Genomic DNA, 14,299 nt, shown 5'->3' on the forward strand with positions numbered 1-14,299 from the left:
GGGATCACCCCATCGGACGTCGCTGCGTCAGTGGCAGTCGCTCACCTTGATCGTGTAGATCCCGCGGCCGTGCGTGGCCGCGTACAGCGTCCGGCCGTCCGGGCTCAGCTTCAGCTGGAGTACGGCGACGGCCGGGAGGTTCCCGACGCGCTGCCAGGTCGTACGACCGGGCGCGCGGTAGACGACGCCTAGGTCGGTGGCGACGGCGAGGCCGCCGTTCGGGGTGACGACCGCGGAGTTGGTCGGCACGTCGGGGAGGTTCTTCGAGATGTCCTTCCAGGTGGTGCCGCCATCGGTGGACTCGAAGACGTGGCCGACGCCGGCGCCGGGGCCCTCGGTCCAGTGCCGGGAGAAGCCGTTGACCGCGAGGTAGACGTGGTCGGCGTTCTTGGGGTCGACGGCGAAACCGGCGAGGTAGCGGTTGGGCACGGTGCCGTCCGTGCCCGTGGCCGGGAGGGCGATGTCGTGCCAGCCGGTGCCGTCCGCGTTGCCGACGGAGATGCCGCGGGCGAAGCCCTGGTTGTTGCAGGGACCGCACCAGGCCGCGTACACCTTGCCGCCCGAGGCCGCGACGGCGGTCGCGGTGCGGCCCTCGCCGAGGTCGTGGACGCTGGTCCACTCGGCTCCGCTGCGGATGGCGTAGCCGTGGGTCTGGACCCAGATGTGACGGCCGCCGGCGATCCAGGTCGAGCTGTTCTTCATGTCGGCCGTGATCGGGGCGATGAAGCGGGCCTCGCCGGTGGCGTTGTCGGCGGGGGCGACGTTGTACGACGTGATCTTGCTGGGGTCGGTGACCCAACTCCCGTCGTTGATCGCGCAGTTCTGGGTCACCTGGATGGCGAGGTAGACGTACTCCTCGGCGAGGTCGCAGCCGTTGGCCGGGTCGGTGAGGGTGTCGCCGCCGTCACCGCCGAAGTTGGACCCCATGACCTTGTCGTTGCTGCGCAGGATCGACTGGCCGTTGTCCTGGAGGCCGCCGGTGACGGAGAGGCCGCCGTAGGTGAGGTCCTTGCCGATGCCGACCGAGTAGTACTGGAGGGTGTCGATGGTGCCGTCGTTGAGCGAGGTCCAGTCGGTGGCGTGGCCGGAGGCGTCCTGGGAGCCGTTGAGCGGGCGTTTGTAGACGCCGCCGTCGTTGCCGACGTAGACGAAGCTCTTGCCGTGGTCGCTGCCGATCGCGACGCCGTGCTGGTCGGAGTGGGTGGTCGGGCTGCAGTCGCCGGTCTGCTTGGTGGGGTCGATGCTCCAGCAGGGGAACCCGAAGTTCCAGTACGGGCCGACGGTCGACCAGTTGGTGCCGCCGTCCTTGGTCTCGTAGACCTCCTCCAGGCCCGCGTAGACGTGCTCCGCGTTCGCCGGGTCGACGGTCAGGAACTGGTTGTACCAGGCCTGGACGCCGGGCATGTACCCGCTGGAGGTGAGCGCCGAACCGTCGGCGGCCAGGCCCTGGTAGTCGGCGATCTTCGTCCAAGGACGGGTCGGAGAACCGGACTTGGAGACGTAGATGCCCTCCAGGCCGCTGTCCGGATTGGTGTTGAGCTGCTCCGGGGACTGGTCGATGGCGTAGTAGCGCGACCCGTCGGCGGAGCGGGCGAAGGTGACGTTGCCGACGTCGTCCGCGTCGGCCGGCAGGTCGCCCAGGCCGCTGGTGATCCGCGTCCAGGTGCCGCCCGCGCCCTTGGTGTAGAAGCCGTTGTAGTCGTCACCGCTGCGCCAGCCGACCGCGAGAACCACCTTGGAGGGGTCCTTCGGGTCGATCGCGATGTCGTTGGCGATGTTCTTGTACGCGGCCGAGTCGTCGTTCGCGAGTGAACCACCCGGCAGATAGGCGGGGTTGGGTGCGAACTCCAGCTTCCAGGCGCCGCTGAGCCTCTTCGTGGAGTGGCTCCACACGCCCTCGCTGGTCGCCGCCCACACCTTGCCGCCGCCGAAGCGCAGTTCGTGGACGGTGGTGGATTCCAGCTCGTCGCCGCCGACCCGGCTGCGGGTCGAGAACATGCCGTGGCGGGGGTTGGACAGGACGTAGACCCCGCTGCCGAGATACGCGTCCGCGTTGGTCGTCGCCTCGCCGGTGCCCAGCCACAGCCGCCCGGCGCCGTCCAGCGCGAGCGCGCCCGTGGACTGCGAGGACAGCGCGTCGCTGATGGGCTGCCAGTGCCCGCCCCCGGTGCGCGAGCGCCATACTCCGCCGCCCGCGCTGCCCGCGTACACGTACCCGTCGTCGTCGGCGGCCATCGCGGCCATCCGGCCGGTGACATTGCCCGAGCCGCCGCTGGAGTTGGAGTCGTAGTCGCGGTAGCGGGGGTCGTCGGAGTTGTACGGCAGATCGGTGATGTTGCGCCAACTGCCGCCGGTGTCGGGCAGGTTGGTCAGACTCGTCCAGGCGGCTCCGTAGGCGCCCGGTGCGACGACACCGGGTGAGGTGCGGGCCTCGGCGTACTGGTCGGCGCCCTCGGCTATCTCGTCGGCCTCGTTGCCGTCGTCACCGCCGTCGTCGTCAGTCTTGGCTTTCGGGCCGGCCGCACCCACCGACTGGCCTCGTTCGGCGGCGAGTTGAGCGAGCGCGCGGGCCCCGAAGGGGCTGCTGCCCGAGTCGGGCGCGGCGCCGGCGGGTAGCGCCACGAGTGCGGCGGATGCGGTGATGGCGCAGATCGTGAACCAACGTCTCTTGCGGGTCGGTACTGACACCAGGTCCTCCCGAGCGGGCACGGATACAGCCGTCGGGGACGACCCGACCACCGACGGCAGGAGGAGTCCGACATTTGGACAGTCCTTGACCAGAACCTGTCACTACCCATGGCTGGAAGCCGACCGGTTCACCGACTCATCGCGCTTTCGTCGGGGACCTGGGGTCAGCGGGCCGCGGTCCGCGCGCGGGCGATGACCGGCAGCACACCGGCGAGGGCCAGTGCGATGCCGCCGGAGACCAGCAGCGGAAGGCGGCCGTCGGCGCCCCAGGCGAGTCCGGCCCAGACGCCCGCGAGGAGCACGGCGGCGCCGGTGGCGCCCTGGAACAGGCCCTGTGCGGTGCCCTGTTGGCGGTCGGGGACGAGTGCGGAGATCCAGGCTTTGCCGACACCGTCGGTGCAGGCCGCGAAACCGCCGTAGAGCGGCAGCACGACGAACACCGGCCAGGAGGTGTGGATCAGGCCGAGGCCCAGATAGCCGGTCGCGAAGAAGACCAGGCCGGCGGCGAAGACCAGCGGGCGCGGCAAGCGGTCGGACAGCGCCCCGGCGGGGTAGGACAGGGCGGCGTAGACGAGGTTGTAGACCGCGTACGCGCCCACCACCCCGGCCGTGGACAGGCCCAGGTCGTGGGCACGCAACAGCAGCAGCGCGTCGGGGAAGTTGACGAGGTTGAAGGCGAGCAGTACCCCGAGGACCCGCCAGTACGGGCGCGGCAGGGATCGCCACGGTGTCCGGACCGCCTTCGTCGGTGTGCCGTCGGCCGTCTTACGGGAGCGGGGGTCGCGGACGGCGGCGACCAGCGCGACCGACGCGACGGCGGGGATCACGGCGACCCAGAACAGCGGGCGCAACCGGTGGTCGAGCGCCTCGTACAGGACCAGCCCCACAAGCGGGCCCACCACCGCGCCGGCGGTGTCGGCGGCCCGGTGAAGACCGAACACCCTGCCGCGCTGCTCCTTCGGTACGCCCTCGACGAGCAGGGCGTCGCGAGGCGCCCCGCGCATGCCCTTGCCGAGCCGGTCGGTGACCCGGGCCAGGAGCACCAGCGGCCAGGCGGTCGCCAGCGCGATCAGCAGCTTGCCCACCGCGGCCAGGCCGTATCCGACGCCGATCAGGGGACGACGGTCGAACCGGTCCGCGAGGCGGCCGGCGGCCACCTTGGTGATCGACGCCGCGCCCTCGGCAAGTCCCTCGATCGCACCCACGACGGCAGGCGGGGCGCCCAGCACCACGGTCAGGAAGATCGGCAGGATCGGGTAGAGGAGTTCGCTGGCCGCGTCCTGGAGAAAGGACACCCCGCACAGCACCTTGACGTTGCGGGTCAGCCACGCGGGGCGTCGTCCTGCCTGCGGCGGGGTGGTGGGCTCGGTCATGGGTACAGCATCTCCGGGAAGCGGGCGAGCACCGTGGTGACGCGGGCCGGGGTGAGGGCTGTCGCGGCGACCAGAACCGCCACGGTAACGGACACCGATGCGATCCCCGCCCCATCGGCCACGTGGTACGACAACTCGCGGTCGGCAAGGAGTCTGCGGCGAAGCACGTCAGTTCATCGTCGCGCCGATCGTCGTAGACCCCGTCGTCAGAAACGTCGTCGCCGGCAACGTCCCGCCAGACGACCGGGCCCCGTACGCGGTAGTCGCATCCGTCGACTTGAAGGACGGAGTGGCGACGCCGCCGTCCCAGCCGTTTGCCGCGGAGACCGCCGACGAACCCAGCGTGTCCGCACCCCCCTTGTTGCCGACCGCGAGGTTGCGGGCCAGGCGGGACTTGCTCGTGGCGAAGAAGAAGCCGGACTCCGTGTTGGCGTACGCGGTGTTGCGGTTGAGGATGATCGCGCCGGTGTTGGAGTTCTCGGTGAAGCCGTTGAGGGTGTTGTCCCAGGCCGCGTTGTCGTTGACGACGTGTGCGACCGAGACGCCTCCGCCGCCCAACTTGAAGCCGTTGCCGTTACCTTCGAAGGCGGAGTCGTTCCAGCGGTTCTTGCCGTTGCCGAAGGCCCAGGAGTGCTCGATGGTGACGGGTGAGGAGAACTGCCAGAGGTCGAGGCCGTCGTCCGAGTTGTTGTAGAGGCGGGCGCCGGTGACCTTGTTGCCGGTGCCGGAGCCGAACTTGATGGCGATGCCGTCGGCGTTCTGACCGTGTCCGGCGGCGTCGTAGTTGCCGTAACTGTCCAGGTTCTGGACGAGGTTGTTGGTCGTACCGTCGCCGCGCAGGGTGAAGCCGGAGTCGCCGTTGTTCGCCGTCACCAGGTTCTTGAAGATGCCGCCCACCGACGACGTGGCTACGAAGCCCTGTGCCGGGGAGTTCTGGAAGGTGAGGTTCTGGACCGTCCAGTAGTCGCCGTAGATACCGGTCAGCCACTGGCCCGCGGGCAGCTTGGAGCCGTCGATCTTCACCTTCTCCGTGCCGTACGCCTCCAGCGTGATGCGGGCCGAACTGGTGCCGTCCGCCGTGGACTTGAGGGTCGCGGCCGGGATGTAGGTGCCTGCCCTGACCTGGATGACCGTACCCGCCGCGGCGTTGGCGACGGCCGACTCCAGCTGGGCGGTGGTGGACACGGTGACCGTCGACGAAGCGGCTTGTGCGCCACCGCTGTTGAGGCCGAGGTAGACGCCGCCCGCCCCCGCGGCGACGGCCACCGCGGCGGCGATCGAGAGGGTACGGGTCCTGCGGTGGCGTCCGGTGCTCGTACGCACGGGGTTGGTTCCTTTCCTGGATGACGAGGACGAAACGGGCCGGAGGGGCCGCCCCGGCCCGTTTCTGATCACTGGTCGCCGCCGTGGCCGGTAAGGGTTGCCGCGCGCACGGGAAAAGCACGGGGAAGCTCGGGGAAGTTCGGGGGTACCTCCGGGGAAGAAGCGAAACTTTCGATTCCCCCCTGGCGCACCCGCGTCGATTGACTCACCGCACCTCACTGGTGACACTCCGAAAGATCATCTCCCTGCCCGACACCCCACGCCCCACTCCCGCGCCCCACCCAGGAGCACGCCCGTGACCCACCCTCAGCCAGGAGCACGCCCGTGACCCACCCCCAGTACGCCGGCTACCTCTTCGTCTACTTCACCGGCGACGACACCGCCGCCGACGAGCAGATCCGCTACGCCCTCAGCCGCGGCAACGACCCCTTGCACTGGCGGGAGTTGGACGACGGGCAGCCCGTGCTGACCTCGACGATCGGGGAGAAGGGGCTGCGCGACCCGTTCGTGATCCGCTCCCCCGGCGGCGACACGTTCTACCTCGTCGCCACCGACCTGCGCATGTACCGGAACAGCAGCGGCAGTTGGGACGACGTCCAGCGGCACGGCAGCAGGTCGGTGATGATCTGGGAGTCGACCGACCTGGTCCACTGGACCGACCAGCGGCTGGTGAAGGTGGCCCCGGACAACGCGGGCAACGCCTGGGCGCCGGAGGCCTGTTGGGACGACTCGCTCGGTGCGTACGTCGTCTTCTGGGCGTCCAAGCTCTACGCCGACGACGACCCCGACCACACCGGCTCGGCCTACAACCGCATGATGTACGCGACGACCAAGGACTTCCGCACCTTCAGCGCGCCGCAGGTCTGGAACGACCCCGGCCACTCCGTCATCGACTCAACTGTCCTGAAGCACAGGGGCACTTACTACCGCTACACCAAGGACGATCGCGACCCGTCCTCCGACTCCTCCGACTCCCCCAACTCCCCGGGCTCCCCCTGCTCCAAGTTCATCACCGGCGAGAAGTCGACCTCGCTGACCTCCACGTCGTACGACTTCGTCTCGGAGTGCATCGGCAACGGTGCGATCGATCACGGCGAAGGGCCGACGGTGTTCAAGTCCAACACCGAGGAGAAGTGGTACCTGTTCGTCGACGAGTACGGGCTGCGCGGCTACGTCCCCTTCGAGACCACCGACCTCGACTCCGGCGAGTGGATCCCGTCCACGGACTACCAACTCCCGGCAAGTCCCCGGCACGGCACGGTACTTCCGGTGACGCAGACCGAGTACGACCGACTGCTGGCCGCGTATCCGGCGACACCCACCTCGGTCGTGGACGCGACGGCACACGAGCAGTTGGGGTACGCGGTCGTCACCGAGGCCTCGTCGAAGGTCGTCCTGCCCATGCAACCCGGCGCTGATCTATGGCACTTGGCGCCGACCCTCGTCATCGGCGCGGGCGCGACGCTCACCCCGCCCTCCGGAACGCCACGCGACTTCCACACCCAACAGCAGTACACCGTCACGGCGGCGGACGGAACGAGCCGGACCTGGACAGTGGAAGCGGTGCCGACCCGAAGTCCCGTGCTGCCGGGGCTGACCGCCGACCCGGACGTGCACTGCCTCGACGGGCAGTACTGGATCTACCCGACGAGCGACGGCTACGCGGACTGGGGCGGGACGAGCTTCAAGGCGTACTCCTCAAGGGACTTGGTCCACTGGCGGGACCACGGAGTGATCCTCGATCTGGGGCCCGACGTCACCTGGGCCGACGAGCACGCGTGGGCGCCGGCGGTCGCGGAGCGGGACGGGAAGTACTTCTTCTACTTCTGTGCCGAGCAGCAGATCGGGGTCGCGGTGGCGGACTCTCCCGCCGGCCCCTTCAAGGACGCGCTGGGCCAACCCCTCGTAGGGAAGGCGAAGTTGGCGGGTCAGATGATCGACCCGGCGGTCTTCACCGACGACGACGGGCAGTCGTATCTCTACTGGGGCAACGGGCACGCGTACGTCGTGCCGTTGAACGACGACATGACGTCGTACGACGTGACGAAGGTGAAGGAGATCACGGCGGGCGACTTCCGTGAGGGGTCCTTCGTGGTGAAGCGGCAGGGGACTTACTACTTCATGTGGTCCGAGGACGACACCCGCAGCGAGGACTACCACGTGGCCTACGCGACGGGACCGTCCCCGCTCGGTCCGTGGACCGAGCGGGGCACGGTTCTGTCCAAGAACCCCGAGTACGGCATCCTGGGCACCGGCCACCACTCCGTGGTGAACGCGCCGGGGACCGACGACTGGTACATCGTCTATCACCGGTTCGCCCTGAACGGGCCAGGAAAGCCTGGTGGGGACGGCACGCACCGGGAGACCACGATCGACCGCCTGCGGTTCGCGGCGGACGGGACGATCCGGCCGGTGGTGCCCACCCTCGGGTCAGTCGGACCCATGAAGATCAGCCGGTGAGGACCAGCCGGTGAGGATCAGCTGACGAAGTAGGTCGGGTTCGGGATCTTGTACGTCTTGTCGGCGTAGCCCCCGTCGAGGTCCGAGTACTGGTCGCCGAAGTTGGCGACGATGTTGTACCCGAGGTCCTCGATGTGCTTCCGGGTACCGGACTTGTACTGCACGGTGGTGCAGGTCCAGGTGCCGGCGGTCGCGCAACCGCTCAGGTACGACGGCGGGTTGGCCGTGTTCTTGAGGAACATGTGGTCGGCGTCGAGGTTGACGTCCGCGCCGACCTTCTTCAGGTTGTCGACCGCGTAGGTGCGCTGCGCCTCGCTGAGACCCGAGTTGTAGAACACCGTGACGCCCTTGGACGCGGCGTACTTGACCAGCTCGGGGGTGCCGAAGACCTCCGGGCGGTTGGCCTGGGCGACGTACGCGGCCCAAGTGGCCGAGCTGTAGCCGTAGTTGTTCTTCTTCTCGTAGTCGAGGCTGAGCAGCAGCGTGTCGTCGATGTCGAAGACGACCGCCGGCTTGGCGCCCTTGTGGTGCTTGTGGACGGCCTCGTCGATGTACTTCTTGGCCGAGGCGTCGATGCGCGCCAGGTCCTTGGCGTACGGGCTGGTCGCCGACGCCTGGTACACGCCGCCGCTGTCGAGCGTCGTGCCGTAGTAGGTGTCGATGTCCTTCGTCAACAGGCCGATGTTGTACGGCTCGTGCGTCGAGTTCGCCGTCGACTGGCCGGCGGTGGCGACGCCACTGCCGTACAGGGCGGCACCGGCGACGACACAGGCGGCGCCGAGGGCGGCCGCTCTAAGGGACTTCCGCATGGAATCTCCGGATCTGGTTCCGATGGGTGATGCACCAGGTCACGGACTGTCTACGCGCATCACACGCCAGGCGCGAGGACCTTTATGCGATCGATACACAACACACAGGACGGGGAATTACCCGCGCATGGGCTCCACTTGACCTTCCCTTGGTCGGCTTCCCCTACCGTCGTGGACGCGACTGCGAACGGGGGAACGCGCGATGGGTGACGGCAAGGACCCGGCCAAGGTCCTCGACATCAAGACCGCCGATATCAAGCGGGCGGCACCGGACTTTCAGACGGCGGCAGTTGATCTGGGCAAGGCGTTGACCGCGCTCGTGAAGTCCCTCGACGGACTGGGCGAGCCCTGGGGAAACGACAAGCAGGGCAAGGAGTTCGGCGACTCCTACAAGCCGTTGCAGAAGAAGATCGAGAGCGCGGCGGGCACGCTGGTGCTGGGTCTGACGAGCATTCACGAGGCGATGGCCGACATGGCGGACGGTCATGTCGACAACGACGAGCTGATCGCCGGGATGTTCACCGAAGTGAAGGTCACGAAGTCGGACGGTGCCGGTGAGCGTTGAGGACGAGGCCCGGAAGATCCTGCTCCATCTGGGCCTGTGGTGGCCGGAGGCCGACTCCGGGAAGCTGCGGTCGGCGGCGACGGCCTGGCGCACCTTCGCGGACGCCGTGGACGACGTACGCGGCCCGGTCGATCAGAGCGCGTCGTCGATCATCCACAACAACACCGGTCAGTCGATCGAGGCGTTCGGGAAATTCTGGGGCCGTTACGCCAAGGACAAGGACACCGGCTGGCTGAAGGACCTGGCCGACTCGGGGCGTCAAATGGCCACCGCGCTCGACAAGTTCGCCGACGCGATCGACGACGCCATCAACAAGCTCTGGACGCAGATCGGCATCGACGCCGCCGTGATCGCGGGCGGGGTGGCGCTCGCGTTCTTCACCGCGGGCCTGGCCTCCGGCGCGGCCGTCGCGGCGGCCGACCTCGTCATCGAGTTCGGCGCGGGTCTCGGCGTCGCGGTCTCCACGACGATCGCCGAGATCGCCGCGGGCACCCTGGTCGCCGCCACCTTCGGCGGGATCGAGTCCGTGACCGTCGACCTTGCGGTGGCCCAGCCGCTGAAGATGGCGACCGGTCTGCAGCAGGGCTTCAGCCTCGACGAGGTCAACCAGGCCGCCAAGGACGGCATGATCTTCGGCGGCGCGCTGGGCGCGGGCGGCGGGGTCGTCAAGGCGGGCATCGAGGGCGCGTTCAGCGACACGACACCGCTGTTGCTCCGGCCGCCGTCGCTCCGCCCCGACCTGGTGGAGCTGGGCCCGGCCGCCCGCAACGCCGACCGCACCCCCTGCGTCGGCGAGCCGATCGACGTGGCGACCGGCGCGATGCTGATGACAGCGACCGACCTCGCGCTGCCGGGAAGCCTGCCGCTGGAGTTCACCCGCACCCACCTCTCCTCCTACCGCGGCGGCGTCCGCTTCGGCCCGACCTGGATCTCCACGCTCGACGAGTGCCTCCAAATCGACGGCGAGGGCGTGGTGTTCGCGGCGGCGGACGGCATGCGCCTGGTCTACCCGGTCCCGGAACCGGGCGTCCCGACCATGCCGGTGAAGGGCGTCCGCTGGCCCCTGGAATGGGACGGCAAGCCGGACAGCGCGATGACGGTCACCGACCCGGCGACGGGCGTCGTCCGCACCTTCGCCGCCCCGGTCCCCTCCCCCACCTTCGGCGTCTTCCACCTCGCCCTGGACTCCTGGAGCGACCGCAACGGCACCCGCGTCGACGTCGAACGCGACGACAGGGGCGTCCCGTTCGGCCTCCGCCACTCCGGCGGCTACTACGTCGCCGTCGACACGACCGGCCCCCGCATCACGGCCCTGCGCCTGCTCGACGAACCCCCGTCGCGCTACGGCCCCGACGGCCCGGTGGGCGAGGGCACGGTCGTCATGCGCTACGGCTACGACGGCGCCGGCAACCTCATCGAGGTCGTCAACTCCAGTGGGGAACCACTGCGGTTCGCCTACGACACCGAGGGCCGAGTCACCAAGTGGACCGACCGGAACGGCACTTGGTTCGCCTACGTCTACGACGAGCGCGGCCGGGTCGTCCGCACCGAGGGCGTCGACGGCATCCTGTCCGGCACGCTGACCTACGACGACGCGGCGCGCACGACGACGTACACGGACTCCCAGGGCCGCCTCTCCACGCACCGCCACAACACGGAGGGCCTTGTTGAGGAGGAGACCGACCCGCTGGGCAACGTCACGCGGACGCGGTGGGACGAGCACGGTGCGCGCCCCGTCTCGGTCACCGACCCGCTGGGCCACACCACCCGGTACGGCTACGACGACGCGGGCAACCTCACCGAACTCACCTTGCCCGACGGGTCGTTGACGCGAGCCGAGTACGACGCGCTCGGCCTGCCGACGGAGGTCGTGGAGCCGGGCGGGGCGGTGTGGCGGCACACGTACGACGAGCGCGGCAACCCGCTGGCGACGGTCGATCCGACGGGTGCCGAGACCCGCTACGCCCACGACGCGTCGGGCCGACCGACCTCGGTCACGAACGCGTTGGGCCACACCCGGACGGTGGCGTACGACGGGGCCGGCCTGCCGGTGTCCCTGACCGACGAGTTGGGCCACACGACGTCGATCCGCCGGGACTCCCTCGGCCGGATCACCGCGATCACCGACCCGCTCGGGCACACCACCCGCATGGGCTGGACCCCGGAGGGCAAGCCGTCCTGGCGTGAACTGGCCGACGGGGCACGGGAGTCGTGGGCGTGGGACGCGGAGGGCAACCTCCTCGTCCACACGGACGCCGCGGGCAACGTCACGCGACACTCCTCCACCCACTTCGACGTGCCCGCGTCGCGGACCGACCCGGACGGGGCGCGGTACGAGTTCGCGTACGACACCGAGTTGCGGCTGACGGGAGTGACCAATCCGCAGGGGCGGACATGGTCGTACACGTACGACGAGGCGGGGCGGCTGACCGCGGAGACGGACTTCAACGGGCGCACGTTGACGTATGCGCATGACGCGGCTGGGCGGCTGAACCGCCGTACGAACGGGGCCGGGCAGTCACTGTGCTTCACCCGCGGTCCCCTGGGCCGTGTGGTGGAGCAGCGCGACGAGGCATCCGGCGACATCAGCACGTACGCGTACGACGCGGACGGAAGGCTGATCCGGGCGAGCAACAAGGACGCCGAGGTGGTGGTGCGACGGGATCCGCTCGGCCGGGTCGCGTCGGAGACCGTCAACGGCCGGACGACCACCTTCGAATACGACGCCCTCGGGCAGCGCACTCGGCGCGTGACGCCGTTCGGGCTGGTCTCCGACTGGACCTACGATCCGGCCGGGCGGGCAACCGGACTGCGCACTGCGGGACGGGAGTTGACTCTCTCCTACGACGCGGCGGGCCGTGAGACCGAGCGGCACGTCGGCGACGCCGTCACTCTCACCCAGAACTGGAGCGCGGCCGGTCGTCTGACCACACAGACGGTGGCATCACCGTCCGCCACGGCCGAGGCCGACCGACTGCTTCAGCACCGTACCTACGCCTACCGGGCCGACGGCTACCTCACCGAGATCCGCGAACTGACCTCCGGCACCCGCCACTTCGTCCTGGACGGCATGGGCCGGGTCACCGGGGTGCACGCTCACGGCTGGACGGAGACCTACGCGTACGATCCCGCCGGGAACATCGTGTCGGCGCAGGCACCTGGGCACGGTTCCCCCGGCGAGCGCGAGTTCGACGGAACGCTCGTCCGTAGCGCGGGGCGCACCACTTACGAACACGACACCCAGGGCCGCCTGGTGGGCAAGAGGCTCAAGCTGCTCGACGGCCGGACGCGCGCTTGGTCGTACGACTGGAACGCGGAGGACAGGCTCACCGAGGTGGTCACCCCGGAGGGGAGCCGTTGGTGTTACGCCTACGACCCGTTCGGGCGCCGTATCTCCAAGCATCGTGTGAGGGACGACGGGACCGGGACCGACCGCGTCGACTTCTTCTGGGACGACTCCCGGCTCGCCGAGCAGACCGGCCCGGACGGCAGGGCCATCACCTGGGACTACGCACCGGACACCGACCGTCCTCTCACCCAGACGGATCACCGGCCGACGGCCCTCCGTCCCGGGGCTTCGTTCCTCGCCCGGCTGGCCGAGGAGACGACAGCCGGCGACGACACCCGCTTTCACGTGATCATCACCGATCCGGTGGGCACGCCTGCCGAGTTGATCACTCCCGACGGCCGGGTCGCTTGGCAGCGGCGTACCTCTGTGTGGGGGACGGGGCTGCCGTCGGTGCCCGACGACGAGGTGCCGGTGGACTGCCCATTGCGCTTCCCCGGCCAGTACGCGGATTCCGAGACCGGTCTGCATTACAACGTCTTCCGGTATTTCGATCCGGAGACGGGAGGATTCATCTCGGCCGATCCGCTCGGTCTCGATCCTCATCCCAACCACTACGCGTACGCGTCCAACCCCTTCGCCTGGCTCGACCCGTTGGGGCTCGCCTGCAAGAAGATCCCGACCGACGAACTGAATTGGAACGCGCGCAGTCGGCCGACCTTCGGGCACACCTTCAGTGAGCACGGAGCGGGCGCGAAGAACACGAAGAGTCTGACCGACCGTGCACGCAACACGGGGAATTCACAAGGCCAGTGGCTGGACAACGACAAGGCTCTGGACTTCCTCAAGGCGCAGCACGACCCCGAGGGAGGAGTTCGTGAGGTCGCCCTCCCGAAGGGAATGGGGCAGGTCATCATGCCCAACGGTGAGATAGTGGAGGCCAACTACGTGAGGTTGGTGCCCAAGCCTGACGGATCCTACAAAACAGCGTTTCCGATCGTGAAGAAGTGAGTACGTCCGTGGAATTCCGCATGAGTCTGAATCCGCCGTCCCGCGAAACCCCGTTGACGCCCGACTTCGAGCTCGACGAGGACTACGAGTCCCTGGTCATGGACACATGTCAGCTCTTGGCGGAGACGGACTGTCGTTTTCACGTCGCGGGTTTCGGCCAGGATCCCTGGCCGGTCGACCTCTCCTACGACCTCTCATCGGTCATGGAGCAACTGCCTGAGGCCATGGCCTCTTTGGGCGACGGGAAGCCCGCGCGGATCGACTTCTACGGCCAGGGAGTCGAACGGCTCGTGACGTTCGCTCCGCACGACGGACAGGTCGTCATCACCTGCACGACGGAGACCGGCTGGACTCCCGATCCGGGCACGGAGACCGTCTCGTCAGAAGAGGCGAGGGCCATGTTGGCCGCCCTGGCCCACGACTTCAGGCGAGCACTGGATCTGGTCTGCCCGGACATCGCCGCGGTCCAGCCGTTCGCCCACTGGTGACGGCACCAACAATCACTGCGTCAAGGATCTGGAATTGTCCGGTATCCATGTGGCCACCGACAAGAGCGGCGGGCTGACCCTGGAATTCGCCCCGAACCAGTGGAAGCACAACTCCGGGCTGCGCATCAGCTATTCGAGCGTGAAGCATTTCTCCATCGACTACGAGCATTCCATCGACTGGATGCTGGTCGACACCGTGCTCCTCGATACAAGCATCACGGTGCGTTGCCAGGATCTGGAAGCCGTGTGGGGCGACAAGGCCTGACATGGGCCCGGCCCGGGAACGTCCGAACCGG

10 protein-coding genes are annotated in these 14,299 nt (G+C 68.7%); 5 read left to right on the forward strand and 5 right to left on the reverse strand.

Annotated features, from left to right (window positions below):
* Positions 1-27 precede the first annotated feature (27 nt).
* The 4 genes from OG407_RS14030 to OG407_RS14045 all read right to left on the reverse strand — a co-directional run bounded on the left by OG407_RS14030 (position 28) and on the right by OG407_RS14045 (position 5,384).
* On the reverse strand, positions 28-2,688 hold the full coding sequence (locus OG407_RS14030; protein WP_405858109.1) for a glycosyl hydrolase: 2,661 nt from the start codon (positions 2,686-2,688) through the stop codon (positions 28-30).
* Between the two features lie 164 nt (positions 2,689-2,852).
* Complete coding sequence (locus OG407_RS14035; RefSeq protein WP_405858111.1) at positions 2,853-4,061, reverse strand: MFS transporter; 1,209 nt, start codon at positions 4,059-4,061, stop codon at positions 2,853-2,855.
* Positions 4,058-4,228, reverse strand: coding sequence for a hypothetical protein (locus tag OG407_RS14040; RefSeq protein ID WP_405858113.1), 171 nt, complete (start codon positions 4,226-4,228; stop codon positions 4,058-4,060). Before OG407_RS14040 ends, OG407_RS14035 begins: the two co-directional genes overlap by 4 nt.
* Position 4,229: 1 nt before the next feature.
* Positions 4,230-5,384: a right-handed parallel beta-helix repeat-containing protein gene (locus tag OG407_RS14045; RefSeq protein WP_405858115.1), complete on the reverse strand. Its 1,155-nt coding sequence runs from the start codon at positions 5,382-5,384 to the stop codon at positions 4,230-4,232.
* Positions 5,385-5,708: 324 nt separating this feature from the next.
* Here OG407_RS14045 and OG407_RS14050 point away from each other — a divergent pair, with 324 nt between their 5' ends.
* Positions 5,709-7,844: a family 43 glycosylhydrolase gene (locus tag OG407_RS14050; protein WP_405858116.1), complete on the forward strand. Its 2,136-nt coding sequence runs from the start codon at positions 5,709-5,711 to the stop codon at positions 7,842-7,844.
* A gap of 17 nt (positions 7,845-7,861) precedes the next feature.
* Here the strand turns inward: OG407_RS14050 and OG407_RS14055 are convergent, their stop codons facing one another.
* Positions 7,862-8,653: an HAD family acid phosphatase gene (locus tag OG407_RS14055; protein ID WP_405858118.1), complete on the reverse strand. Its 792-nt coding sequence runs from the start codon at positions 8,651-8,653 to the stop codon at positions 7,862-7,864.
* 202 nt (positions 8,654-8,855) lie between these two features.
* Here OG407_RS14055 and OG407_RS14060 point away from each other — a divergent pair, with 202 nt between their 5' ends.
* From OG407_RS14060 to OG407_RS14075, 4 genes are read left to right on the forward strand one after another with little or no spacing between them, the layout of a single operon-like run.
* Positions 8,856-9,218, forward strand: a complete 363-nt coding sequence (locus tag OG407_RS14060) for a hypothetical protein (RefSeq protein WP_365301937.1) — start codon at positions 8,856-8,858, stop codon at positions 9,216-9,218.
* The gene (locus tag OG407_RS14065; protein ID WP_405858120.1) at positions 9,202-13,515 is read left to right on the forward strand and encodes a DUF6531 domain-containing protein; all 4,314 of its coding nucleotides are present in this window, start codon (positions 9,202-9,204) and stop codon (positions 13,513-13,515) included. The genes OG407_RS14060 and OG407_RS14065 overlap by 17 nt, the downstream gene beginning before the upstream one ends.
* Positions 13,516-13,535: 20 nt before the next feature.
* Positions 13,536-14,003 carry a hypothetical protein gene (locus OG407_RS14070; protein WP_405858122.1) on the forward strand — a complete coding sequence of 156 codons (468 nt, stop codon included), beginning with the start codon at positions 13,536-13,538 and terminating at the stop codon, positions 14,001-14,003.
* A 34-nt stretch (positions 14,004-14,037) separates the two neighbouring features.
* Complete coding sequence (locus OG407_RS14075; RefSeq protein WP_405858124.1) at positions 14,038-14,268, forward strand: hypothetical protein; 231 nt, start codon at positions 14,038-14,040, stop codon at positions 14,266-14,268.
* Positions 14,269-14,299 lie beyond the last annotated feature (31 nt).

Source organism: Streptomyces sp. NBC_01515 (genome assembly GCF_045040345.1).
Classification (GTDB): Bacteria; Actinomycetota; Actinomycetes; order Streptomycetales; family Streptomycetaceae; genus Streptomyces.